22 protein-coding genes and 4 tRNA genes are annotated in these 24,752 nt (G+C 69.6%); 21 read left to right on the forward strand and 5 right to left on the reverse strand.

Going from position 1 to position 24,752, the window contains the following annotated elements:
* Positions 1–79 precede the first annotated feature (79 nt).
* Positions 80–1,159, reverse strand: coding sequence for a 2-oxoacid:ferredoxin oxidoreductase subunit beta (locus tag ACWGKS_RS17900; RefSeq protein ID WP_358507649.1), 1,080 nt, complete (start codon positions 1,157–1,159; stop codon positions 80–82).
* On the reverse strand, positions 1,152–3,002 hold the full coding sequence (locus tag ACWGKS_RS17905) for a 2-oxoacid:acceptor oxidoreductase subunit alpha (RefSeq protein ID WP_358507647.1): 1,851 nt from the start codon (positions 3,000–3,002) through the stop codon (positions 1,152–1,154). Before ACWGKS_RS17905 ends, ACWGKS_RS17900 begins: the two co-directional genes overlap by 8 nt.
* A 490-nt stretch (positions 3,003–3,492) precedes the next feature.
* Between ACWGKS_RS17905 and ACWGKS_RS17910 the strand changes: the two genes are divergently transcribed.
* Positions 3,493–4,353 carry a M48 family metalloprotease gene (locus ACWGKS_RS17910; protein WP_358507646.1) on the forward strand — a complete coding sequence of 287 codons (861 nt, stop codon included), beginning with the start codon at positions 3,493–3,495 and terminating at the stop codon, positions 4,351–4,353.
* A gap of 51 nt (positions 4,354–4,404) precedes the next feature.
* Here ACWGKS_RS17910 and ACWGKS_RS17915 read toward each other — a convergent pair whose 3' ends face one another.
* Positions 4,405–4,902, reverse strand: a complete 498-nt coding sequence (locus ACWGKS_RS17915; protein ID WP_358506836.1) for a YajQ family cyclic di-GMP-binding protein — start codon at positions 4,900–4,902, stop codon at positions 4,405–4,407.
* Positions 4,903–5,116: 214 nt separating this feature from the next.
* Between ACWGKS_RS17915 and ACWGKS_RS17920 the strand changes: the two genes are divergently transcribed.
* The 17 genes from ACWGKS_RS17920 (at position 5,117) to ACWGKS_RS18000 (ending at position 20,635) form a co-directional block, all read left to right on the forward strand.
* Positions 5,117–5,198, forward strand: a tRNA-Tyr gene (locus ACWGKS_RS17920).
* Between the two features lie 553 nt (positions 5,199–5,751).
* Entirely contained in the window at positions 5,752–5,997 is a 246-nt protein-coding gene (locus tag ACWGKS_RS17925; protein WP_358506834.1) for a hypothetical protein, read from the forward strand.
* Positions 5,998–6,053: 56 nt separating this feature from the next.
* Positions 6,054–6,299 (forward strand): hypothetical protein, encoded by a 246-nt coding sequence (locus tag ACWGKS_RS17930; protein ID WP_358506833.1) that lies wholly within the window; start codon positions 6,054–6,056, stop codon positions 6,297–6,299.
* Positions 6,300–6,312: 13 nt separating this feature from the next.
* Positions 6,313–6,558 (forward strand): hypothetical protein, encoded by a 246-nt coding sequence (locus ACWGKS_RS17935; RefSeq protein ID WP_358506831.1) that lies wholly within the window; start codon positions 6,313–6,315, stop codon positions 6,556–6,558.
* Positions 6,559–6,568: 10 nt separating this feature from the next.
* Positions 6,569–6,892: a hypothetical protein gene (locus ACWGKS_RS17940; RefSeq protein ID WP_358506829.1), complete on the forward strand. Its 324-nt coding sequence runs from the start codon at positions 6,569–6,571 to the stop codon at positions 6,890–6,892.
* Positions 6,893–7,022: 130 nt separating this feature from the next.
* The gene (locus ACWGKS_RS17945) at positions 7,023–7,565 is read left to right on the forward strand and encodes a hypothetical protein (RefSeq protein WP_452456355.1); all 543 of its coding nucleotides are present in this window, start codon (positions 7,023–7,025) and stop codon (positions 7,563–7,565) included.
* Positions 7,566–7,737: 172 nt separating this feature from the next.
* Positions 7,738–8,703 carry a DUF2397 family protein gene (locus ACWGKS_RS17950; RefSeq protein ID WP_452523255.1) on the forward strand — a complete coding sequence of 322 codons (966 nt, stop codon included), beginning with the start codon at positions 7,738–7,740 and terminating at the stop codon, positions 8,701–8,703.
* Positions 8,703–10,097 (forward strand): TIGR02678 family protein, encoded by a 1,395-nt coding sequence (locus tag ACWGKS_RS17955; protein WP_452523257.1) that lies wholly within the window; start codon positions 8,703–8,705, stop codon positions 10,095–10,097. Before ACWGKS_RS17950 ends, ACWGKS_RS17955 begins: the two co-directional genes overlap by 1 nt.
* Entirely contained in the window at positions 10,051–14,622 is a 4,572-nt protein-coding gene (locus ACWGKS_RS17960; protein ID WP_452523258.1) for a TIGR02680 family protein, read from the forward strand. Before ACWGKS_RS17955 ends, ACWGKS_RS17960 begins: the two co-directional genes overlap by 47 nt.
* A gap of 85 nt (positions 14,623–14,707) precedes the next feature.
* Positions 14,708–16,813 (forward strand): AAA family ATPase, encoded by a 2,106-nt coding sequence (locus ACWGKS_RS17965; RefSeq protein WP_358506819.1) that lies wholly within the window; start codon positions 14,708–14,710, stop codon positions 16,811–16,813.
* A 253-nt stretch (positions 16,814–17,066) separates the two neighbouring features.
* Positions 17,067–17,142: transfer RNA gene (locus ACWGKS_RS17970), tRNA-Thr, on the forward strand.
* A 101-nt stretch (positions 17,143–17,243) separates the two neighbouring features.
* Positions 17,244–17,319, forward strand: a tRNA-Met gene (locus ACWGKS_RS17975).
* Positions 17,320–17,418: 99 nt separating this feature from the next.
* Positions 17,419–17,583: a 50S ribosomal protein L33 gene (rpmG, locus tag ACWGKS_RS17980; protein WP_026117477.1), complete on the forward strand. Its 165-nt coding sequence runs from the start codon at positions 17,419–17,421 to the stop codon at positions 17,581–17,583.
* A 154-nt stretch (positions 17,584–17,737) separates the two neighbouring features.
* The gene (locus tag ACWGKS_RS17985) at positions 17,738–18,181 is read left to right on the forward strand and encodes a MaoC family dehydratase N-terminal domain-containing protein (RefSeq protein ID WP_067597708.1); all 444 of its coding nucleotides are present in this window, start codon (positions 17,738–17,740) and stop codon (positions 18,179–18,181) included.
* A gap of 17 nt (positions 18,182–18,198) precedes the next feature.
* Positions 18,199–18,624 (forward strand): MaoC family dehydratase, encoded by a 426-nt coding sequence (locus tag ACWGKS_RS17990; protein WP_358506817.1) that lies wholly within the window; start codon positions 18,199–18,201, stop codon positions 18,622–18,624.
* Positions 18,625–18,663: 39 nt separating this feature from the next.
* Entirely contained in the window at positions 18,664–19,725 is a 1,062-nt protein-coding gene (locus ACWGKS_RS17995; RefSeq protein WP_358506855.1) for a UDP-N-acetylmuramate dehydrogenase, read from the forward strand.
* 316 nt (positions 19,726–20,041) lie between these two features.
* Complete coding sequence (locus ACWGKS_RS18000) at positions 20,042–20,635, forward strand: TMEM165/GDT1 family protein (RefSeq protein ID WP_358506815.1); 594 nt, start codon at positions 20,042–20,044, stop codon at positions 20,633–20,635.
* Between the two features lie 42 nt (positions 20,636–20,677).
* Here ACWGKS_RS18000 and ACWGKS_RS18005 read toward each other — a convergent pair whose 3' ends face one another.
* Entirely contained in the window at positions 20,678–21,718 is a 1,041-nt protein-coding gene (locus ACWGKS_RS18005) for an adenosine deaminase (protein WP_452456353.1), read from the reverse strand.
* A 125-nt stretch (positions 21,719–21,843) separates the two neighbouring features.
* Positions 21,844–23,052: a pyridoxal phosphate-dependent aminotransferase gene (locus ACWGKS_RS18010; protein ID WP_358506812.1), complete on the reverse strand. Its 1,209-nt coding sequence runs from the start codon at positions 23,050–23,052 to the stop codon at positions 21,844–21,846.
* A gap of 224 nt (positions 23,053–23,276) precedes the next feature.
* Between ACWGKS_RS18010 and ACWGKS_RS18015 the strand changes: the two genes are divergently transcribed.
* From ACWGKS_RS18015 to nusG, 3 genes are all read left to right on the forward strand, one after another.
* Positions 23,277–23,349, forward strand: a tRNA-Trp gene (locus ACWGKS_RS18015).
* A gap of 103 nt (positions 23,350–23,452) precedes the next feature.
* Positions 23,453–23,704, forward strand: coding sequence for a preprotein translocase subunit SecE (gene secE / locus ACWGKS_RS18020; protein WP_358506810.1), 252 nt, complete (start codon positions 23,453–23,455; stop codon positions 23,702–23,704).
* A 180-nt stretch (positions 23,705–23,884) separates the two neighbouring features.
* Positions 23,885–24,685 carry a transcription termination/antitermination protein NusG gene (gene nusG / locus ACWGKS_RS18025; RefSeq protein WP_358506808.1) on the forward strand — a complete coding sequence of 267 codons (801 nt, stop codon included), beginning with the start codon at positions 23,885–23,887 and terminating at the stop codon, positions 24,683–24,685.
* The last annotated feature ends 67 nt before the right edge of the window (positions 24,686–24,752 follow it).

Below are 24,752 nucleotides of genomic sequence, written 5' to 3' on the forward strand. Positions count from 1 at the left end.
TCTCGACGCCGTCCGGGGGAATACCGGAGCGACCTGACGATCGGCCTCGTGATCGGGCGACCACCGGGCCCCTATCCCACTAGTCCACGGTCCAGGTGTCACCGCCGGCCAGCAACGCGGCCAACTCACCGTCGCCGCGTTCGGACCGCGCGTCCTCGATCTGCTCGTTCAACAGATCGTCGTAGGTGGGCCGGCGCACGTCCCGGAACACCCCGATCGGCACGTGTTCGAAGGCCGGCCGATCCAGCCTCGACAGCGCGAACGCGTAACCCGGGTCCTCCCGGTGCGCGTCGTGGCGGATCAACCGCTCCTCACCGACCTCGGCCACGTCGACGACCTCCAGGCCGCCGAACTCGCCCGCGACCACACCGCGATCCGGCCCCAGCCGCAGCGGCTCGCCGTGCTCCATCCGCAGCAGTCTCAGGTCCCGCGAGGACGCGTCCTTCAACGGCTCGAAGGCGTCGTCGTTGAAGATCGGGCAGTTCTGGTAGATCTCCACGAACGAAGCGCCGGGGTGGTCGGCGGCGGCCCGCAGCACCGACGTCAGGTGCTTGCGGTCCGAGTCCACGGTCCGGGCCACGAACCCCGCCTCCGCGCCCAGCGCCAACGACAGCGGATTGAACGGGTGGTCCAGCGACCCCACCGGTGAGGATTTGGTGATCTTCCCGGCCTCGGAGGTGGGGGAGTACTGGCCCTTGGTGAGCCCGTAGATGCGGTTGTTGAACAGGAGGATGTTGATGTTGACGTTGCGACGCAGCGCGTGGATGAGGTGGTTGCCGCCGATCGACAGTCCGTCGCCGTCGCCGGTGATCACCCACACCGACAGGTCCGGCCGGCTCGTGGCCAACCCCGTCGCGATCGCCGGGGCGCGCCCGTGGATCGAGTGCACGCCGTACGTGCTCAGGTAGTACGGGAACCGAGAGGAGCAGCCGATCCCGGACACCATCACGATGTTCTCCCGCGGCACCCCCAGCTGCGGCAGGAACGATTGGAACGCGGCCAGGATCGCGTAGTCACCGCAGCCCGGGCACCAGCGCACCTCTTGGTCGGACTTGAAGTCCTTCATCTTGTACGGGGCGTCGGTCTTGGGCACCAGTCGCAGTCCGGCGAGGCCGTCCTCGTCGTGAACGTGCCCGGTTCCGTTCGGATTCTCAGTCACGGTCGATGACCTCCTGCAGCACACCCGCGAGCTCCTCCGCCTTGAAGGGAAGACCACGGACCTTGTTGTAACCGATGACGTCGACCAGGAAGCGGCCGCGCAGCAGCAGCGCCAGCTGGCCCAGGTTGATCTCGGGCACCACCACGCGCTCGTAGCGCCCGAGCACCTCGCCCAGGTTCGCGGGGAACGGGTTGAGGTGGCGCAGGTGGGCCTGGGCCACACGGCCGCCCGCCCGCCGTACCCGTCGCACCCCGGCGGTGATGGACCCGTAGGTGCCACCCCAGCCCAGCACGAGCACCTCCGCGTCCCCGGTGGGATCGGACACCTCCAGTTCGGGGATGTCCCGCGCGATGGCGTCGATCTTGGCCTGCCGGGTGCGGACCATGAGGTCGTGGTTGCCGGGGGTGTAGGAGATGTCGCCGCTCTGGGCGTGCTTCTCGATGCCGCCGATGCGGTGTTCCAACCCGGGCGTGCCCGGAACCGCCCACGGGCGGGCCAGGGTGTCCTCGTCGCGCAGGTAGGGCAGGTAGGTGCCGTCCGGACCGTTCGGTTCGGTGGCCAGGTCCGGTTCGATGACCGGAAGGTCCGCCACGTCCGGCAGTCGCCACGGCTCGGAGCCGTTGGCGAGGTAGCCGTCGGAGAGCACCACCACCGGCGTGCGGTACTTCACCGCCAGCCGGGTGGCCTCGATCGCCGCGTCGAAGCAGTCCGCGGGGGAGGAGGGCGCCACCACCGGGACGGGGGACTCGCCGTTGCGCCCGTACATGGCCATCAACAGGTCGGTCTGCTCGGTCTTGGTGGGCATGCCGGTGCTCGGGCCGGCCCGCTGCACGTCCACGATGAGCAGGGGGAGTTCCGTCATCACGGCCAGCCCCACGGTCTCCTGCTTGAGCACCATGCCGGGCCCGGAGGTGGTGGTCACGCCGAGCGATCCGCCGAAGGAGGCGCCCAGGGCCGCGCCCACCCCCGCGATCTCGTCCTCGGCCTGGAAGGTGCGCACCCCGAACCGCTTGTGCTTGGACAACTCGTGCAGGATGTCCGAGGCCGGGGTGATCGGGTAGGAGCCCAGGAACAGGGGGAGCCCGGAACGCTTGGACCCGGCGATGAGCCCGTAGGCCGTGGCCAGGTTCCCGGTGATGTTGCGGTAGGTACCCGAGGGCAGCCGGGCCGGTTTGATCTCGTAGGAGACCGCGAAGTCCTCCGTGGTCTCCCCGAAGTTCCACCCCGCCCGGAAGGCCTTGAGGTTGGCGTCGAGGATGTCCGGCTTGCTCGCGAACTTCGACTTCAGGAACGAGGTCGTCCCCTCCGTCGGGCGGTTGTACATCCAGGACAACAAACCCAGGGCGAACATGTTCTTCGCGCGCTGGGCGTCCTTCTTGGAGATGTCGGAATCGGCCAGGGCCGCCACCGTCATCGAGGTCAGCCCCACCGCGCTCACCTTGAACCCGTCGAGGGTCCCGTCGGTGAGCGGGTCGGAGACGTAGCCGACCTTGGTCAGACTGCGCTTGGTGAACTCGTCGGTGTTGACGATGATGGTGGCGCCCTTGGGCACGTCGCCGAGGTTGGCCTTGAGCGCGGCCGGGTTCATCGCCACCAATACGTCCGGGGCGTCCCCCGGGGTCACGATGTCGTGGTCGGCGAAGTGCAACTGGAAGCTGGAGACACCGGGAAGGGTGCCGGCCGGAGCGCGGATCTCCGCCGGGAAGTTCGGCAGGGTCGACAGGTCGTTGCCGAACGACGCGGTCTCCTGGGTGAATCGGTCACCGGTCAACTGCATGCCGTCGCCGGAGTCGCCGGCGAAGCGGATGATGACGCGGTCGAGCTGTTCGATCTGTTTGGCCACTGAGATCGACGACCTCCTCGGTGAGCCGCCGGTCGTGGAGGCGGCGGCGCTCGGGTGTTCCACCCCCGGCCGGACCGCACCGTCGCGGGCCGGATGCCATGGTCGGGGGCGGGGACTTCGGTCGTGGCCCCCACACGCGCCGGGTGCGCCAACCCGGTGCGGCGTGTGCGGTGCGGGTACCGCGGCCGGATCGCGCGTGGCTGCCGACCTTCGACGACACGGCCCACCACCCACCACGAGGACGGAGTTCTTCCGTCCCCTCGGTGCGCGTAGTGACGAGGACCACGTTCGCACTATAGGTCGTCGATGCCGGTCGGAGGCCGGGCGGGTGGCGATTGTCACACACGCCCGTTCGGCCCGTGTTCGCGCGCTGATGGCGCGGACCGCGACACCGACCGGTCACATGGGGAACGCGAGACGCCGACCCGCACGTTTGTCACCATGTACGCATCAAAAGCCGGACACCGGCGAACACCGGAAGGGAGGGCGCGTGCACGTCAACGCGGTCCGCGCGGTCGGCCTGTTCGCCGGAGCCTCGGCGCTCATCGTCGTGGTCGGCTGGTTCTGCGGTGCCCAGAAGGGCGTCCAGATCGCGATCGCCCTGGTGCTGTGCGCGGGGATCCTCGTCTACCTGTTCGGGGAATCCCTGGCGTTGCGGGCGATGCGGGCCCGACCGGTCAGCGAGATCGAGCGCCCGGAGCTGTATCGGATCGTTCGGGAACTGGCCACGGCCGCCAAGCAGCCGATGCCGAAGTTGTACCTGGCGCCGGTGCGCACGCCCAACGCCTTCGCCACCGGGGGCAGTCCGCGCCGGGCGTCCCTGTGCTGCACGACCGGGTTGCTGCGCGTCCTCGACGAACGTGAGCTGCGCGGCGTGATCGCCCACGAGTTGGCGCACATCCGCTCGCACGACACACTGCTCAGCTCGGTCGCGGCGACCTTGACCACCCTCATCACCGCGCTCACCCTCGTGACCTTCCTGCTGCCGTTGGGGGAGTCCGAGGAGACGGACATGCCCAACCTCCTGGGAGGGCTGATGCTGGCCGTGCTGGCGCCGCTCGCGGGCGTGGTCGTCTACTGCGGCGTGGGACGGGCCCGAGAGTTCCGTGCCGACGAGCACGCCGCCGAACTCACCGGGGACCCGTTGGGGCTCGCCGACGCGCTGCGCAAGCTGGAGTCCGGCAACCGGGCCCACCCGCTGCCACGGGAGCGGGTGCTGTTGGCCACGGCGCACCTGATGACGACCAACCCGTTTCCCGGGCCGGTGGGCCGGTTGTTCTCGGCGCACCCACCGATCGCCGAGCGGATCCGACGCCTGCGCGAGCTGCGCCGCAAGTGGGACCTGGGCTGAACACGACGACGGCCGCCCGCCGATGGCGGGCGGCCGTCGAACGTCGGTGCGTCAGCGGTAGTTGACGAACTGGAGGGCCAGGTCGAAGTCCTTCTCCTTGATGAGCGTCATGACGTTCTGGAGGTCGTCCTTCTTCTTGGCGCTGACCCGAAGTTCCTCGCCCTGGATCTGCGCCTTGACACCCTTGGGTCCCTCGTCGCGGATGAGCTTGGAGATCTTCTTGGCGTCCTCGGTGGTGATCCCCTCCTTGAGGTTCACCGGGAGGCGGTACTCCTTGCCCGAGGGCTTGGGCTCCTCGACGGCGTCCAGGACCTTCAGGGAGATCTTGCGCTTGATCAGCTTCTCCTTGAAGACCTCCAGGGCGGCCGTGGCGCGTTCCTCGGCGCTGCTCTTGATCTCGATGCCGTTCTCACCCTGCCAGGCGATGGTGGTCCCGGTGCCCTTGAAGTCGAACCGCTGGGCCAGCTCCTTGCCTGTCTGGTTCAGGGCGTTGTCGACCTCCTGACGGTCGAGCTTGGACACCACGTCGAAACTGGATTCGGCGGCCACGTACTCTCACACCCCGCTAGCTCTCGTGGGTCACGGGCGATACCCGTGCACGTCTGTTCGGCCCGGTGCGGGCCGGCTTCAGAGCTTAGCCGCGCCCCGCCGCGCACACCCGAAGCCGCTGGTGGGGGACGCGCCTCAGGATCCGATTTCAGGTTGGGGCCGATCATCCGCTATTGTCATTCATGCGCAGCGACACACACGTCGCCGCAGCCCAGGCAGGTTGCCCGAGCGGCCAATGGGAGCGGACTGTAAATCCGTCGGCTTAGCCTTCGAAGGTTCGAATCCTTCACCTGCCACCCTGGGGAAGGCCCCGGTGAACAGCGGAAACGCTGGCCACCGGGGCCTTTCGCGTTCCCTGCCCCCCAGGACCGCCTCGCGGGAGGGTGCCCCGAGGGGCGGCGCGACCACATCGACTCCCAGGCGCATCGCGGCGTGCTCGCCGACTCGACCACGCGACCACGCGACCACTGTCGAGAGCCGATGGATCAGGGCCGGCGGTATGAGGCGACGACGCGTCGTGGTTTCGGGCCTGTTCGCCGCGACCGCCGTGGTGCTCGGGGGATTCGGGTGGTCGCGAAGGTGTTACGCCAGGGCCACAGAGTGATCACCCTGAGTGATTTTCGTGGGATGGCGGAGCGGCTCGGCTGGGCTGATAAATCAGCGCATTGTCGTATTTGGGTTGCCTGACGAAAAGAATTGATCCGGCAATATGGACAAAATGACTTCCGAGTTTCGGCGTTGACAAAAAAGCGGGGCCGGATAATGATTGCCACAGTCCACCGCGACACAGGTGCAAGAAGCGCCTGCGTCTTTTTCTGTCAATGCCTCGCATGATTTCTCGGGGGAAACATGATCAAGAAGCTGACCGCTGCTGGCCTGGTCGCCGGTGCCGCGATGGGCGCGCTCCTCATGGGAGCTCCCGCGCACGCCTCGCACGGTGGTGACCAGCAGTTCAACCAGAACCTGCAGCTGGTTCCGGTTCAGTCCTGCAACCTGACCGGCAGCGTCGGTCTGGTCGCCGTCACCGTGCCGATCCTGTCGCCGCAGACCACGGGCGACTGCGTGAACGGCCCCATCGGCACCAACATCAGCTAGTTCCGGCAATCGGTCCGACCGATACGCTATCCCAAATTCTTCCGAAAGGTAATTCAATGCTGCGTAAGCTCGGCGTTGCCGGCCTCGTCGCTGGTGCCGCTTTCTCCGCCATTCTGGCCGCCACTCCGGCCTCCGCCTCGCACGGTGGCGACCAGCAGTACAACCAGAACCTGCAGGCCGTCCCGGTGCAGCTGTGCAACACCAGCGCCGCCGTGGGCCTGGTCGGTGTGAACGTGCCGATCCTGTCGCCGCAGACCACGGGCGACTGCGTCAACGGTCCCATCAGCACCAACATCGACTAGGAGAGTTCCCAGAATGCGTAAGTTCACCGCCGCCACCGCCATCGCCGGTATCGCCTTCGGCGCCATGCTCGCCGCCGCTCCGGCGTCCGCCTCGCACGGTGGCGACCAGCAGTACAACCAGAACCTGCAGGCCGTCCCGGTCCAGCTGTGCAACACCGAGCTGGCCGTCGGACTCCTCGCCGGTGTCAACGCGCCGATCCTGTCGCCGCAGACCACGGGCGACTGCGTCAACGGCCCCATCAGCACCAACATCGACTAGGGATCCGTAGATGCTGCGCAAGTTCACCGCCGCCACCGCCATCGCCGGTATCGCCATGGGTGCGATGCTCGCGACCGCGCCGGCCTTCGCCTCGCACGGTGGCGACCAGCAGTTCAACCAGAACCTGCAGTTGGTTCCGGTCCAGCTGTGCAACACCGAGCTGGCCGTCGGCCTGGTCGGCGCCAACGTGCCGATCCTGTCGCCGCAGACCGCCGGTGACTGCGTCAACGGTCCGACGAGCACCAACATCGAACACGACCGTGACGATGAGGGTGACGAAGGCCACGAGGACCACAAGGGTCACGAGGGCGACAAGGGCAACGGCTACTACTAGTAGCCCGAGTCCGACGGGTCCGATCCGGTCCCGATGACGGAACAGGGTTGTTGAAAGGCCCCCCGGCGTGTGCCGGGGGGCCTTTCGCGTTCACACCGGGATGATGGGGACTTGAGACCCAGGAGGCGACATGAAGCGTGCACTACTGATCGGCGCGGTCCTGGCACTGGCGCTCTCCGCCTGTGGCGACCAGGACGAGCCGGACCGGGACGACGTTCCGGCCGAGGACGGCAACGGTGACGACGAACGTGACCGCGACGAGCACGACGACCACGACGATCGTGACGACGACCAGCGTGACGAAGAGGGTGAGGCGGCGACCCAGGGGGACGTCCAGGTCCTCAACTTCTACGGCGACGAGGCCGGTTTCGACGAGCAGCGACCCACGGAGTACGTGGCCACCGAGTTCACCACCTTCACCGACATGGAGTGGGACGAGTGGGATGAGGGTCGAGCCCGCGGAGAGGGCGAGGTCCTGGGCACCTGGTGCATGGACCAGGGGTGCCAGGACGACCCCTACGACGTGGACGTGGAACTCGGCGATCCCGTCGACGTCGACGGCACCATGTACTTCTCCACGTACACGATCACCGACTACGACGACGACATGCCCGAAGAGACCCGTGAGGCCTTCGACCAGGCGGACGAGGGCCGGCTCGGGGTCCCGCAGTAGGCGTCCAGGGATGAGGTGACGTCGAAGAGTTCCCCGGCTCTTCGTAGAATCCTTACAAACGCCACAGTTGGGACAAAGCACCTGTTCAGAACGGGTGTCAGGGAATCTCACCGAGGGCGGAGGGAGTCGAACCGGGCGTGGCGGGCCCGAGAGGTCTCTAGTCTGCTGAGTTGTGGGACTCAACCAGTGGACGAACGACCGCGCGGACGACGGACGGGGCAACGGCGATCGGCCGGTGCCACGGCACGGACGCGCCGCCTTGCTGCGTCTGGCCGGCTGGTTCGAGGAGGCGGAACCGGACCGCGCCGAAGCCTTGGCGACCGCGGCCTTCGCCCTCCACCCCGCCCGTCACCTGGAAGGACGCGTCGACGACAGCGTCGCGGCGACCACCAGCTGGTGGCAGGGGGAACCCGACCGCAGCACCATCACCGAGCACCCCGGTGCCCGCCCTCCCGAACCGGTCCGGGACCACCGCGCCCAACAGGCTCGCCTTCGGGACGCCGCCGAGTCCTCGGCGCACTGGCGCCGCGCGGGCGCCGACCAGATCCGCTCCCTGCTGGCCGAGCCCACCGGCGACGACGCCCGTCTGGACCTGTCCGGCGCCGGCATGGAGGTCCTCATGGAGCTCCTCACCGCCGCTCTGGGTTCGGGTGACGCCTCCCGGCGTCCCACCTCCGCCGGTGACCTGGAGTTCGGCCTGCGCCTGCACGTAATCGCGGCGCCGGGCGCCGAGGTCACCGCCCGGGGCGAGGGCGGCGACCTGAGCCTGGAGGGGCTGCGCCTGTGCGTGACCCCCTACGGTCAGCACTTCATCGACGTCCCCGCCGACCGCGCCGTCACACCCGACCCGCCGGAACGTCCGGTCGCCCGGACCCCGACCACCACTCCGGAACCTGTTTCGGACACCCCCGAACCGGTGGAACCGGTCCCGTCCGAACCGCCCCCCGCGGAAACTCCGCCCACCGGAACACCGCACGCCGTGCCCCCGGCCTTCGCGGCCCCGGAGGAGGACACCGCACAGGCCCCTGTCGAGGAGCCGACCGACACCGATAGCCTCCCCGGGCCGGACCCGGACTCCCAGAACACCGGTCCCATCGGGATCACCACGCAAACACCCTGGACGCGGAGGTGGGGGTGATGGAGACGAACGCCTACAGCGAAGACGCCGCCCTCATCGGGGAACGCCAGGCCGCCGCGCGCGCCCTCATGGCCCACCCGTTGCTCACCCGTGCCGCGCACCCGGCCGAGTTCTCCCTGGTGCGCTCGCACAACGAGTGGCTGGTCCAGCGCTTCCAACGCGTGCTCGGCTATCGGCTCACCGTCGCCGACGACCACGCCCGTCTGGGCAAACGCGGGCTCGTCGACGAGGTCACCGGACCGATCAACCGCGCGGACGGTTCCCGACTCACCCCCCGGGCCCTGACCTACCTCGCCCTGACGCTCGCGGTCCTGGTCGAGCACGACGGACCCGTCAGCGTGCGCTCCCTCGCCGCCACCGTGCGCGCGACCGCCCATGAGGCGGGCATCGACGCCGATCCCGCCCGTGGCCTGGGCGAACGCCGCGCCTACTGCGCCGCCCTGCTCCACCTGGTCGACCTCGGCGCGCTCACCGAGACCTCCGGCACCATCGGAGCCCACCAGGCCGACGCCGCGATGGACGCCGAACTCGACCCCGACACCGAGGCCCTGCGCACGGTCACCGCGCACCTGCCCCGGGCCGGCACGGACGCCGACACCTTCCTCGCGGAGGCGGTCGACCCCGAGCCCGAGAGTGACCAGGCGGGAGAGGTCGCCCTGCGCCGCCTTCTCGCCGAGACCGCCGTCGTGCACCGAGAGGAACTCTCCGACCGGCAGCGCGACCTGCTCGCCGCCCACCAGTGGCGGGCCGCGTCCGCCCTGGGCAACCTGTTGGGCTGCGACACCGAGATCCGCGCCGAGGGTGTGGCCCTGGTCATGCCCGACGAGGCGATGGCCCGCCCGCGCTTCCCCTCCGACGACCCGGTCGGACACACCGCGCTGGCCCTGGTCCGTCACCTCTCCGGTCTGTTGAACCCCGGCCGCCCGACCACGTCTGTTCCCATCCCCGAGCGAGAACTCCAGGTCGCGCTGGACGCGCTCGGTGGCGCCGACGCACCGGTGCGCGCGGAGTGGGCGCGCACCGCCGGGCCGGAGATCCCCGAGCCCGAACGCCTCTTCGCCCTCGTCCTGGAACTTCTCACCGGGCTCGGACTGCTCCGGGGCGAACCCGGTGCCCGAAGACTGACGGCCGTCGCCGCGAGGTACGGCGCGGAAGTGGACCATCGCGTCCCCCGGATCCAGGACAATGGCGAAGACAGCCGGACACATCCCGAAGACCGGACACACCCAGAACAACCGCGCGGTTCCGGTCGACAGGAGCCCGAGCCTCGGGACGACCCCCGTAGCGACCTCGACCGGGTGGCGTCCGTGCTGCAAGCGGTGGCGAACGAGAAGGTGAGCGCGACCAGTGGTGACACAGGAGACGAGCCAGGCCCACGGGAAGCCTCCGGCTGACCCCGCCCCCACCCCCCGTTACCGCCTCGAACGCGCGGGCATCCGGAACGTCTGGCAGTACGACGACCACGTCCTGGACTTCGCCGAGGGGCGGCTGCTGCTGCGCGGCCGCAACGGCGCCGGCAAGTCCAAGGCCCTGGAGATGCTGCTGCCGTTCCTGTTGGACGGGGACGTGCGACGTCTGGACACCACCGGCACCAACCGGACGAGCCTGCGTTGGCTGATGTCCGACGACCCCCGCGCGGGCCGTGTCCCGATCGAGGAGGAGACCGGTCCGGACCTGCTCGGTGGCCCCGAGGACCTCGTCGACGGCACCTCCGACGACGGCGACGCGACCCCCGGCCCCGCCACCCGCCTGGGCTACCTGTGGGTGGAGTTCACCACCGCGCGCGGGGACCGCGGCCTGGACGCCGCCGCCCGCACCACCGGACCCAACTCCGCCTCCGCCCTGCTCGCGGCGCAGGCCGAACCCATCGCGGAACCCGAACCCGAGGGCGAGGAACCCCGTTACCTCACCCTGGGCGCGGCCGTCCTCGCCGTGGGCGACTCCGACCCGCGCTGCGTCTTCTTCGTCACCGAACGCCGGGTCGGACACGACCTGGACCTGGTCGTGGACGGCCGACCCAAGCCCGTGGACCGGCTGCGTTCGGAGATCGGCGCGGACAACTGCTTCACCAGCGCGGTCCCCTACCGGGCACGGGTGATGCGAACCCTGTTCGGCATCGACGACTCCGTCCGCTATCGCAACCTCATCCACCTGCTCTACCGGCTGCGCCGCCCCACCATCGGCGACCGCCTGGAAGCGGGCGAACTCGTCGGCGTGCTCTCCGAGGCCCTGCCGCCCATGGACGAGTCGGTCCTGGACGAGGTGGCCCGCAACATCTCCGACCTCGAACAGGCCCGTGCGGAGAAGAACGCCCTCACCGAGGCCGACGGCGGCATCGCCGAGTTCCTCACCGACTATCACGGTTACCTGGTCCACACCCTGCGCGCCCGGGCCGCCGAGGTCCGCGAACAGCTCGACGCCCGTGACCGACGAGTGGACGAGACCGACCGGCTGCGCGCCGAACTCGACGAGCTCATCTCCGACGAGAGCCAGATCTCCGAGGAACGCGACCAGGCCCGCCGCACCCGCGACACCGCCGAGGCCGACGACGGAACCCTCGCCTCCGCCCAGCAGGACGCGGCCACCGCCACCGCCAACGAACGTCGCGCCTACGACGCGGCCGTGGGCGCCTACATCCGTGCCGCGGAGGCGGCCTGGGCCGCCGCCGAACACGCCGCCACCACCGAGGACCACGCGATCGAGCGGTTGGGCGAGGACGTCTCCGCCGTCGAACGCGCCCTCGACGTCCTGCGACAGACCCACGCCGAAGCCGGTCGCGCCGCCACGGCCGCCGGCCTGGATCCCCGCGCGCTGGGCCGGGTCCCCGACACCCGCACCACCGTGCACGCACCCCGCGAGAGCACCACCCGGGTGGACATCCAAGGCCTCGAACAGGCCGTGGAACGTGCCCCCGTCGACGGCATCGACCTCGACGACCTGCGCGAGAACCTGGGCCGGCTGCACGACCGGCTCACCGCCGCCGCCGACACCGCGGCCGACCGCACCGACCAGGCCGCCCGCCTCACCGGCCTGACCAGCGCCGAGACCGCCGCGGACCGTCGCCTGGTCGCCCTGACCAGCGAGTCGGAGAGCGCCCAGGCCACCCTCGAACACACCCACACCCGGGAACAGGACGCCATCACCGGGCTGCGCGAACAGAGCGCCGCCTACGCCGAGGGCGTTCGCACCTGGGCCGCGCGCCTGCGCGACTCCAGCCACGCCCACGCCCTGGGCGACGCCATCCACGAGCTGGAGGGCAGCGTGGAGCTGCCCATCTCCGACGCGCTGCGCGTGCTGGACCCCGACGTACCGGCCAAGGTCGCCCGCCTGGCCCACACCGCCGTGGATCCGCTCCTGGAGGAGCTGCGCGCCCGACGTGACGTGGCCGTCAACGAGGAGGGCCAGCTCGCCGACGAACTCGCCGAGCTCGCCGAACGCAAGGCCAAGAACGCCGACGCCGCACCCGAGCGCCCCGCGTGGGCCACCTACGCGCGCCCAGACTCCGACGGAGTCCCCTTCCACCTCGCCGTCGACTTCGCCAACGGGCTCACCACCCGCGAACAGGCCGGGCTCGAAGCCGCCCTGGAGGCCAGCGGTCTGCTCGCCGGTTGGATCCGCTCCGACGGCACCCTGTACGACCCCGCCACCCGCGACCTCATGATCACCCCGGCCCGCCCCGCCAAGGGCCGCACCCTCTTCGACGTGCTCGTACCGGTCGCCGTCCCCGACCGTGGCGTCGACAACGACAACCTGCGCGCCCTGCTGGCCTCCATCGCCCTGGGCTCGGAGTCGACCGGTGCCTCCGCGGAGGACACCGAGGCCAAGCACCGCCGGGACAGCTCCGTGGCCACCGTCAGCTCCATGTCGCTCTCCGGCGGCTGGCGACTGGGCGTGGCCTCCGGAGCACACACCAAGACCGAACCGGAGTACATCGGCGAGGCCGCCCGCAAACGCGCCCGCGACCGTCAGACCGCCAACACCGACCGCCGCATGGCCATCGCCGAGGCCCTCCTCGCCGAAGCCGGCGAACGACGGTGGGCGGTGGAGCACTCCTACTCCGAACTCCTGGAGGTCTCGCGGGACCTGCCGGACGCCTCCCCCCTGGTCCGGGCCTGGGCCACCCTCGACGTGGGCCGCACCGACGTCGCCGCGGCCCGTCGCGCGCACGACACCGCCCGAGCCACCGCCGACGACGCCCGTACCGAGCTCCTCGACCTTCGCCGTCGCCTCAAGGACGCCGCTGGGGCGGAGGGTCTGCCCACCACGCGCGCCGAACTCGACAGCGCCCTGCGGGCCATGGACCACCTCCGCGTCCTCATCGCCTCGGCCCTGCGCGACCTCGAAGTCCTCGCCTGGCAGCTGGCCGACCACGAACGTCACGTCGCGGCCTGGAGCCGCACCCGATCGGCGCGTCTGGCCGCCGAGGACGCCCGGGCCGGCGCCATCGACGACATGATCACCGTGCGCCGCCAGTTCGAACTGGGCGATCGCGCGCGGGGAGTGCCCGGCGACCAGATCGAGGCTGCCCGAGAGCAGGTCCGCGCCCGAGCCGAAGAGGCCGCTGAACGCCTTCCCGAACTCGAACGCCGCGCCCAACAAGCACGCGATGACCGGGTGGCCGCCGAGGCGCGCCTGGAAGCGGCCACCATCGAACGGGCCGAACAGGTCCGTCGCGCCCTCGCCACGGGGGAGAACCTGGTCGGCGCGGTCACCACCCTCGGCGACCCCGCGGCCAAGGCGGTCAAGGGGACCGAGGACACCCGTCCCGACGCCGTCCTGCTGCGCGCCGCCGGGCTGGAGGACAGCGCCGCCGACGACGGCCCGCTGACCCGCTACCTGGCCGCCCTGGAGACCGGAGCCGACACCGAACCCGTCGGCCCCGACACCCGCCTGGACCTCCTCGCCGACTTCGTCGAACGGCTGGAGACCGGCCTGGCCGCGCAGACCGACGTCACCGAGGTCGACGACAGCGCCATCCTCGGCAGCCGTGAGGACCTACAGCGTCTCCTCACCTCCGTCGGCCGGGCGCAGACCCGCACCGAACTCACCGAACCCCGGGGTGTCAAACGCCTCACCGTCCATGACGAGGACGGGGCCCACGACGTCACCGCCTACGCCGAACACGTCGCGGCGTCCGTGACCAAGGCCGAGGAGGCCGTCGCCATCGCGGAGGAGGAGGCCTTCGAACGCCACCTGCTCGGGGAGCTCGCCGGACACCTGTCCCACCAGATCGACGAGGCCCGCGCCCTCATCACCACCATGAACGACGTCCTCAAGGACGTCACCACCTCCGCCGGTCTCGGCGTGCGGCTGGACTGGAGCCTGGCCCCCGACGCGGGCGCCGACGTCGAGGCGGTCGTTCCCCTGCTGGCCACACCGCCGGAGGAACGCACCCGCGTCCAGACCACCCGTCTACGCGACGCGCTGCGCCGCTGCATCGAGGCGATCCGTCGACTCGACCCGACCGCCACGGGCGGTGCCCAACTGCGCGCGGCCCTGGACTACCGGTCCTGGTTCACGTTCACCGTGTACGTCACCGACTCCGCGGGTGACGAACGCCGTCTGGGCCACCGCACCGCCCTCAGCCAGGGCGAACAGCGCGTGGTCGCCTACCTGGTGCTGTTCGCGGGGGCGGCCGCCCACTTCGACGCCCTCGCGGTCCGGGCGCCCTGGGCGCCTCGCCTGATCCTGTTGGACGACGCCTTCGCCAAGGTCGACGAACCCACCCACGGCAGGCTCCTCGGTCTCTTGGTCGAACTCGACCTCGACTTCGTGCTGACCTCCGAACGGGTCTGGGGCTGCTTCGCGAGCGTGCCCAGCCTCAACATCTACGAATGCCTGCGCGACCCCAACGTGCCCGGAATCGCGACCCTGCACTTCACCTGGGACGGCAGCCGGAGGAAACTGGTGGGGGTGTGATCCACGCCTCGTGTTGTAGGCATCACCAGCGGGCTTGATCCTTTCCTGCCCTAGTCTGCTGACGCAGGTTCTGAAACGGAGCGGGGTGGCGAAGGTGACTCGGGGACCCGAGGCGGGCGCGAACGGAGGACCGGACGGCCGGGGGGTCGCCCCCGGGGCCGACGACCCCACCACGAAGGGACTCCTGGAGGCGTTGGCGCGCTCCGGGGTGCCCTCACGGGTCCGATCCTGGGTCAACGCCGCCCTGTGGGGCGAGGACGCCCTGGAGGCCCTCCTGCGGGGCGAGCACTTCCCCGAGGCCGTTCCCGAGCCCCCGAGCGGTCCGCCGCCCGGTTCGATGCGTCGCGCCTACCTCACCGGCATCCGGGTCCAGGGTTTCCGCGGCATCGGTCGCCCGGCCGAACTCACCTTCCCGGCCGGCCCCGGACTCACCGTGATCGTCGGCCGCAACGGGTCCGGCAAGTCCAGCTTCGCCGAGGCCGCCGAAGCCGCCCTGACCGGTCGCAACCCCCGTTGGGACGCCATGCCCACGGGATGGCGAGACGGTTGGCGCAACCTGCACTACGACGAGCGCACAGAGGCCAGCGTCGACATCCACATCGCGGGGGACCACGGACCCACCCGGATCAGTCGCCGCTGGACCGGTGAGAGCGTTCGCTCCGCACGCGGCGAGGTCGTGCACCCCAACGGCGAGGTGTCGCCGCTGCGCACCCTCGACTGGGGCGAGAACCTGGTCCGCTACCGGCCCTTCCTGTCCTACGACGAACTCGGCCGTACCGTCACCGGTCGCGCCGCCGAGCTCTACGACACCCTCACCGCGCTCCTGGGCATCACCGGGCTCGCGGAGGCGGAGCGTCGCCTCGCCAAGGTCTGCGACGGCCTCGTCCGCCGCCGAGACCATCCCTCGCGCGCCCTGAGGCCGCTCCTGGAGGCGCTCGGCGCCTCCGCCGACCCTCGGGCGGCCCAGAGCGTACGGCTGCTCTCCGCGCCCGACATGGACCTGGACGCCCTGCGTCGACTGGCCGCCGACGACGGTCCCAGCGACCCGTCCCAACACGTCGTCATGCGCAGGCTGCGCCGGCTCAGCGTCCCCGAACGCGCCATCATGAGCGACGTCGTCAACGAGCTGCGGGGCGCCTCCATGGAACTGGCCATGGCGGCCGGTACCAAGGGCGACCACGCCCACGGGGTGGTCGAGCTCCTCGAACAGGCGTTGGAACACCACAAGCGCCATCCCACCGAGACCACCTGCCCCACCTGTGCCACCACCGGGGCGCTGGGGGCCGACTGGGTGCGGCGCGCCAACGCCCAACTGCGCGCGCTACGCCCCCAGGCCGCGATCACCTCGGCCGCCTACGAACGCGCCGACGTCGCCCGCGACCAGGCCCGGTTCCTGCTCTCCCCGATGCCCGGATGGCTCCCTCCGGAGAGCGAACTCGGTCAGCTGTGGTCGCTGTGGGAGTCCGGTTCCGACATCGAGGACCTCGCCGAACTCGCCGATCACATCGAGGACGTGGGCCGCAGGCTCCGCGCGGCGGCGGTCAGCGCGCGCCGGGACGCGTCCGAACGCCTGGAGGACCCCACCGACGGGTGGTCGGACCTCGCCGAACGGCTCTCCGCATGGTTGGACGACGCCCAGGACGCCATCAAGGCGAGCGAGTCCCTCTCGTACGCGGAGGCCGCGCTCGGACAGCTCACCGAGTACGCCCGGACGGTGCGCGCCGAACGGCTCGGTCCGGTCGCGGCCCAGGCCGAACAGGTCTGGTTCCGGTTGCGCCAGGAACGCCACATCGACCTGCAGGGCATGCGGCTCATCGGCCGTGGGGCCCGTCGCAGGGTCGAGGTGGACGTGTCCGTCGACGGGGTGGAGGACCAGACCAGCGCGCCCGGGCTGCTCAGCCAGGGCGAGTTCCAGGCACTGGCGCTGTCCATCTGCCTGCCGCGCACCCTCGTCGAGGGCAACCCGTTCGGGTTCCTGCTGCTGGACGACCCGGTCCAGGCCATGGACACCGAGACCGTGGAGGGGCTCGCCTCCGTTCTGGCCGAGGTGGGCCGACACCGGCAGCTCATCGTCTTCACCCACGACACCCGATTGTCGGACGCACTGCGCCGACTGGGGCTGGCCGCGGACATCCGCACGATCAACCGCGACGCCATGTCCAACGTCTGGCTTGCCGAGAACGGTGCCTGAGGGGCGCCGGGGCCCCTCGCGCGCGTGCACGGCGTCACATTCGGGCCGTTTTTCGAGGCTTGGAACAGGCTCTCGGGAAACCCGAGAAACCTGATCTGACCAGGGGTTACGTGATCCAGGTGCGGCCTCGGGCAAGCCGAGGGGAGGGGTCCCGGGCCTTCGATTTGGCAGACCACCCCTCAATCCCTGTATAGTCATGACCAGCGCAAGGGGGCAACACCCCCGGGGCGGACGAGAGAAAGTCCCACAGCGTGCCCCTTTAGCTCAGTCGGCAGAGCGTCTCCATGGTAAGGAGAAGGTCTACGGTTCGATTCCGTAAAGGGGCTCCACCACTTGATGAGGTTCCGGTCCACTCAGGTGGGCGGCCGGTGGAACTTCGCCGGCCGAAACAGGAGACATCCACGATAGGATGTCTCTGTTGTCTGATCGGGGCGGGGTAGCTCAGTCGGTAGAGCAAGCGGCTCATAATCGCTGTGTCGTCGGTTCAAGTCCGGCCCCCGCTACCAACCCACTGACCCCTGAGCGTCAAACTCAGGGGTCGTCGTGGGTCTCAGCAGTTTTTCACTGCGTCAAGGTAATGTCTCCAGCGAGAAAGGCACTCCGAAGTGGCTGCCACAGACGTGAGGCCGAAGATCACCCTGGCCTGCCAGGAGTGCAATCACCGGAACTACATCACGCGCAAGAACCGTCGGAACACCCCCGACCGTCTGACGATCAAGAAGTTCTGCCCGAACTGCCGCAAGCACAACGACCACCGCGAGACCCGCTAGGTCCCGCAAGAGGGTCGTCGTCCCAGGCAGGGAACGACAGCTTCTCGTAGACTCCAGCCCGGTGAGCCAATCGCTCACCGGGCTGTTCGTTGTCCAGGGGTCCTCTCCGCGACGGCGGCCGAGCCCCGACGTTTCCACATCCGAGAGGCAGAGCGTGGCGATCAACCCTGACTACCTCGGCCGGGAGTACCCCGCCCCCGAGACCTACGAGGTGACCCGCGGCAAGATCCGCGAGTTCGCCGAGGCCATCAACGACCTCAACCCGGTCTACCTGGACCGCGAGTCCGCGAAGGCCATGGGCCACCCCGACGTCATCGCCCCGCCCACCTTCCCGGTGATCCTGGGCATGGCCGGTTCCGCGCTGGCCATCGCCGACCCCGACCTGGGCGTCGATTTCTCCCGGGTCGTCCACGGCGACCAGAGCTTCCACTACGAGCGCCCGCTGTACGCCGGTGACGTCCTGAACACCGTCACCCGCATCACCGACATCAAGGCCCTGGGCGGCAACGAGCTGCTCACCCTGGAGACGGTGGCCACGGCGGCCGACGGCGAACACGTGGTGACGGCGGGCATGATGCTCGTCGTCCGGGGATCCTAGGAAGCGGGGATACGAGGATGAGCAGGCTCAAGTACGACGAGGTCGAGACCGGCGCGCTGCTGCCGGAGCGGACCTTCCCGGTCCGCCGCCTGGACCTGGTCCGCTACGCCGGTGCCTCCGGTGACTTCAACCTCATTCACTGGAACGAACGCTTCGCCAAGTCCGTCGGCCTGCCCGACGTGATCGCGCACGGCATGTTCACCATGGCCGAGGCCGGTCGGGTCATCACCGACTGGGCGGGGGACCCCGGCGGCGTCGTCGACTACTCGGTACGCTTCTCCGCGCCCGTGGTCGTCCCCGACGACGATGACGGCGCCGAGATCACCGTCGGCGGCAAGGTCAAGTCCAAGAACGACGACGGAACCGTCACCGTTGCGCTGACCGCCCGGTCCGGTGGCGCCAAGGTCCTCGCCAAGGCCACCGCCGTCGTCCGTCTCGCCTGACCCTCCAGAGAACGAAGAGGTACCACGCCCGTGTCCACGATGCTCGCCGACCACACCACGCTCGGTCTGGGTGGTCCAGCCAAGGCCTTTCACCCCGCAGCCACGACCGACGAACTGGTCCGCCTGGTCACCGACGCGGAGCGGGCCGGTGAACGGGTGCTCGTCCTGGGCGGCGGCAGTAACCTGGTGATCGCCGACGACGGCTTCCCCGGAACCGTGATCCTGGTCGCCTCCCAGGGGGTCACCCTGACCGAGGCCGGGACCGACCCGGAGACCGGTGAGACCGTCGTCCTGCTGCGCGCGGACGCGGGCGTGGACTGGGACCCCCTGGTCGAACGGGCCGTCGCCGAGGGCCTCAACGGCATCGAGTTCCTCTCCGGCATCCCCGGTCGGGTCGGCTCCACCCCCATCCAGAACGTCGGCGCCTACGGCCAGGACGTCGGCCAGACCATCCGTGAGGTGCTGGTCCTGGACCGCGCCACCGGTGACCTGGTGACCATGTCCAACGCCGACTGCGGGTTCACCTACCGGGACAGTTCCTTCAAGGGCCACGACCGCTACGTGGTGTGCGAGGTGGTCTTCGAACTGCGTCGCGCACCGCTCAGCCGTCCCGTGCGCTACGCCGAGGTCGCCCGCACCATGGGCGTCGAAGCGGGGGAGCGGGTGCCGCTGGAGAAGGCCAGGGAGGTCGTCCTGGGTCTGCGTCGGGGCAAGGGCATGGTGCTGGACCCGGCCGACCCGGACACCCGCAGCGCCGGTTCGTTCTTCACCAACCCGATCCTGTCGCCGGAACGGTACGCGGCCTTCCGTGAGCGCGCCCTCGAACGCCTGGGATCGGACGCCGAGATCCCCGGGCACCCCGACGACGAGGGCAACGTGAAGCTCTCCGCCGCCTGGCTGATCGACCGGGCCGGATTCACCAAGGGCTACGGCGACGGTCCCGCGCGGATCTCCGGCAAGCACACCCTCGCCCTGACCAACCCCGGTGGTGCGAGCACGGCCGACCTGCTCGACCTGGCCCGCGAGGTGCGCGCCGGGGTCGAGGCCGCCTTCGGGGTGCGCCTGGTCAACGAGCCGGTCATGGTCGGTGTGAGCCTGTAGGTCCGGCACCGCGCCCGATACGGCCTGGAGCGACGCTCCGAAGAAAGGAGTTGGGCGTTCCCAACTCACTTTTCCACCTCGCCGAATTGAACAATTCGCTGAATCAACGAATTGCCGATAAAAAAAGCCGCTGGTAATGTCGGCCGTGTCGAAGGGGAGTAGTCCCCAATGCGCGCGGTCGACATACTGGACCTTCCGTCCCGGCCGCGTGAGCCCAGCTCAGGCGGGCGGACGAGACCTTTGACCCGGTAGGAATCGACCGGGTTGAAGGGGCGTTCTCCGCCTCCTTCTGCCCAACCAGGACAGTTGGAGTAGCATGTCGGCTTTTCTCGCCGCTCTCGGTTTCAGCACGGTGGCCATCTTCATCGCGGAAATGGGTGACAAGACCCAGTTGGTCGCGATGTCCCTGGCCTCGCGCCACCGCGTCCTCACGGTCATCCTCGGCATCACCGCCGCCACCGCCGTGGTCCACCTGGGCAGCGTCTTCATCGCGGAGGTCCTCGGTGCGACCCTGCCCACCGACTGGCTCACCCTCGCCGCCGGTCTGGCCTTCCTCTTCTTCGGTCTGTGGACCCTGCGCGGCGACGAGATGACCGCCAAGGACGAGGAACGCGCCGCCTCCCGCCGGATCCGCTCCGCCTTCATGACCGTGGCCCTGATCTTCTTCGTCGCCGAACTCGGGGACAAGACCATGCTCGCCACCATCACCGTCGGCACCCAGCACCACTGGCTCCCGGTGTGGATCGGCTCCACGGTCGGCATGGTCGCCGCCGACGGGATCGCGATCGCCATCGGCGCCGTCCTCGGCAAGAAGCTGCCCGAGAGGGCGATCAGGATCGGCGCCGCGGTGCTGTTCTTCGTCGCCGGCGCCGCCATGCTCGCCCAGGGCGCTTGGGCCCTCCTCGCCTGACCCCGGCCATGGGCCCAAGCGCCGGCGGAGGAACCAGGGGAGCTAAACGGCGGGCGGAGCCGCCAGCCAGTCGTCCACGCCCGAGAGCATCTCCTTCTTCAACGAGTCCGGGGCGCCCGAACCACGGATCGACATGCGGGCCAGATCGGCGAGCTCGGGGTCGCCGAACCCGAACACCTCGCGGGCGATCCGGTACTGCTCCAGTAGACGGGGGCCGAACAACAGGGGGTCGTCGGTGCCCAGGGCGATCGGCACCCCCGCGTCGTAGAGCCTGCGCAGCGGCAGGTGGTCCACCTTCTCCACCACGCCCAGACCCACGTTGGAGGTCGGGCACACCTCCAGGGTGACCTCCTGGGTGGCGATCCGCTCCACCAGATACGGGTCTTCGATGGCCCGGACCCCGTGGCCGATGCGGTCGGCGTCCAGCTCGTCCAGGCACTCGCGCACGCTGAGCGGGCCGTTCAGCTCGCCACCGTGCGGGGCCGACAGCAGGCCGGCGCGCTTGGCGATCCGGAAGGCGGCCTCGAAGTCGCGCGCGCGACCGCGGCGCTCGTCGTTGTTGAGCCCGAACGAGACCACGCCCCTGCCCGCGTACTGGCGAGCGAGCCGGGCCAGGGCACGGGCGTCCAACGGATGCCGGGTGCGGTTGGCCGCCACCATGATCCCGATGCCCACACCGGTGGCCTCCGAGGCGACGCGGGCCGCGTCCAGGATGAGTTCCAGGGTGGCGGTGAGCCCGTCGAAGCGGGAAGCGTAGCCGCTGGGGTCGACCTGGATCTCCAGCCAGCCCGAACCGGCCTCCCGTTCGTCCTCGGCGGCTTCGAGCAACAGGCGGTACATGTCCTCTGGCCGCTGTAGGACCGAACGGGCGATGTCGTACAGGCGCTGGAAGCGGAACCAGCCGCGTTCGTCTGTGGCCCGCAGTTTGGGCGGCCACTCCTCGGCCAGGGCCTGGGGCAGGTGCACGCCCCGCCGCTCGGCCATCTCCACGAGTGTGTCGTGGCGCATGGACCCGGTGAAGTGCAGGTGCAGGTGGGCCTTGGGCAGCCGGTCCAACCGGCGGGCGCTGGTCGGTGTCTCCATGTCCCAAGCCTGCCGTATGAATCACACCGCGCGCACCGGGAACGGCGACAACCGCGCGACCCGCCCCGCACACGAGGGAGCCCCGGACCACCCGGTCCGGGGCTCCCTCGTCACATCCGCGTTCGCTACTCGGCCTCGGCCAGCAGGTTCTGCACGCGGGTCACGCCCTCGACGAGGTCCTCGTCGCTGAGCGCGTACGACAGACGCAGGTAGCCGGGGGTGCCGAAGGCCTCACCCGGGACCACCGCGACCTCGGCCTCCTCCAGGATGAGCTCGGCCAGCTCGGTGGAGGTCTTCGGGGCCCTGCCGCGGATCTTCTTGCCGAGCACGCCCTTCACCGACGGGTACGCGTAGAACGCGCCCTCGGGTTCCGGGCAGACCACGCCGTCGATCTCGTTGAGCATCCGCACGATGGTCCGGCGACGACGGTCGAACGCCTTCCGCATCTCGTCGACGGCGGTCAGGTCGCCGGAGAGGGCGGCCACGGCGGCGGCCTGCGACACGTTCGCGACGTTGGAGGTGGCGTGCGACTGCAGGTTGCTCGCGGCCTTGACCACGTCCTTGGGACCGATGATCCACCCCACGCGCCAGCCGGTCATCGCGTACGTCTTGGCGACCCCGTTGACGATGATGGTGCGGTCGGCGATCTCGGGGACCTCGACGGGCAGCGACGAGAACTCGGCGTCACCGTAGACCAGGTGCTCGTAGATCTCGTCGGTCAGCACCCACAGGCCCTGCTCGTTCGCCCACCGGCCGATGGCGCGGACCTGCTCGCGCGGGTAGACGGCGCCGGTCGGGTTGGACGGGGACACGAACACCAGCACCTTGGTGCGGTCGGTGCGGGCCGCCTCCAACTGTTCGATCGAGGCCAGGTAGCCGGTGCTCTCGTCGGTGACGACGTAGACGGGCACACCGCCCGCGAGCTTGATCGACTCCGGGTAGGTCGTCCAGTACGGGGCGATCACGATGACCTCGTCGCCCGGGTCCAGCAGGGCGGCGAAGGCCTCGTAGATGGCCTGCTTGCCACCGTTGGTGACCAGGATCTGGGCCGGATCGACCTTGTAGCCGGAGTCGCGCTCGGTCTTCTCGGCGATGGCCTTCTTCAGCTCGGGGAGGCCACCGGCCGGGGTGTAGCGGTGGAAGCGGGGCTCGCGGGCGGCGGCCACCGCGGCTTCCACGATGTAGTCGGGGGTCGGGAAGTCCGGTTCCCCCGCGCCGAATCCGATGACGGGTCGGCCATCGGCCTTCATGGCCTTGGCCTTGGCGTCCACCGCGAGGGTGGCGGACTCGGAAATGGCGCTGATACGTGCAGAGACACGGGGTCGATCAGTCATGTTCCCATGGTGTCATGCGCTCATCCACGACGTCGGGGGGAAGGTCACTTCCTCGGGCGGGGAAGGTCACCTCGGGTGTCCGGACCGGCGGAACCGGTTTGGTCGTGGGCCTCGGATAGGCGTACACTCGTTCGCGTCGGCCGGTTCGTTACGCAGGCGTCACACCTTCGAGGTTGTGCGACGACTCTCAGGACCGGCTATGGTGGGCAACGCAGTTTCCGCTAAGGGCAGTGGCTCAATTGGCAGAGCACCGGTCTCCAAAACCGGCGGTTGGGGGTTCGAGTCCCTCCTGCCCTGCAAGTCCGAGCGCGGATCGGGGTGGCGACCACGGTCGTCACCCCGCCGCGAGGGCAACGGAACTACAGGGGAATCAAGCAGCCCGCGACTCTAAGGACCCCAGGTGACTCAGACTGACGCCGACGCCAAGCCCGAGAAGGAGCCCAAGCGTCGTACCGGTCCGGTGACGTTCACCAAGCAGGTCGTCGACGAGCTGCGCAAGGTCCGCTGGCCCACGCGCAAGGAACTGACCACTTACACCATCGTCGTTCTGGTGTTCGTCGTGTTGGTCCTGGCCTACGTCTCCCTTCTCGACTTCGCCTTCGGTGAGGCCGTCACCTGGCTCTACAGCACCTTCGGTCGGCCCAGCGTCTAAGGCACGACCCATCCTCACAGGGACAAGGGCGCGTCAACTCCGCCCTGGAAGCCCTTCCTCGTCCGCGCGTTGGTCCCGCGTCGCCCTGAGAGACCGTAAGCTGGCAGAACTGGGTTCGACGCACGGCCTGTTCGGTGTGCGTCGCACGCACTAGCGAATCCGACGAGAGAAAGAGCAGCCGTGTCCGAGTCCCCACTGACCTCTGACGACTTCCCCGAAGAGGAGCCGGATCAGTCGTCGGCGGAAGAGACCGGCCTGGCGGGCGAGCCGACCCAGGACGCCGATGGCGACGTCCCGGGGTTCGCCGATGAGGCCGATGAGGTCGCTGAAGCCGACGAGAGTGCCGAAGAGGCCGAAGCCGAGCCCGAGTTGCCCCGCCTCGACCCCGTCGAGGAGTTCAAGAACGAACTCGTCCTGCTGCCCGGCGACTGGTACGTCGTGCACACCTACGCCGGCTACGAGAAGCGCGTCAAGGCGAACGTCGAGAGCCGTACCCAGTCCCTCAACATGGAGGAGTACATCTTCCAGGTCGAGGTGCCCGAGCACGAGGTCACCGAGGTCAAGAGCGGCAAGCGCCAGCAGGTCACCGAGAAGGTCCTGCCCGGCTACGTGCTCGTCCGCATGGACCTGACCGACGAGTCCTGGTCGGCCATTCGCAACACCCCGGGCGTCACCGGTTTCGTGGGCCTGTCCAACAAGCCCGCCCCGCTGAGCCTGACCGAGGTCGCCAAGCTCCTGGCCCCCGAGCCGGAGGTGGAGCCGGAATCCTCCCCGCAGGCCAAGACCGCGGGCGGCGAGGCCCGCTCCGACGTCGCCTACGAGGTCGGAGAATCCGTCACCGTCATGGAGGGTCCGTTCGCGACCCTGCCCGCCACCGTCAGCGAGATCAACGGCGACACCCAGAAGCTCAAGGTGCTCGTGTCGATCTTCGGTCGTGAGACCCCGGTGGAACTCTCCTTCAACCAGGTCGCCAAGATCTGACGTCGTGGGGTACATTCCACGACCAGCCCGGAGCACTGTCCGGGCGACGTAGACTTGGTGGGTCCAC

Source organism: Nocardiopsis sp. NPDC055879 (assembly GCF_053615935.1).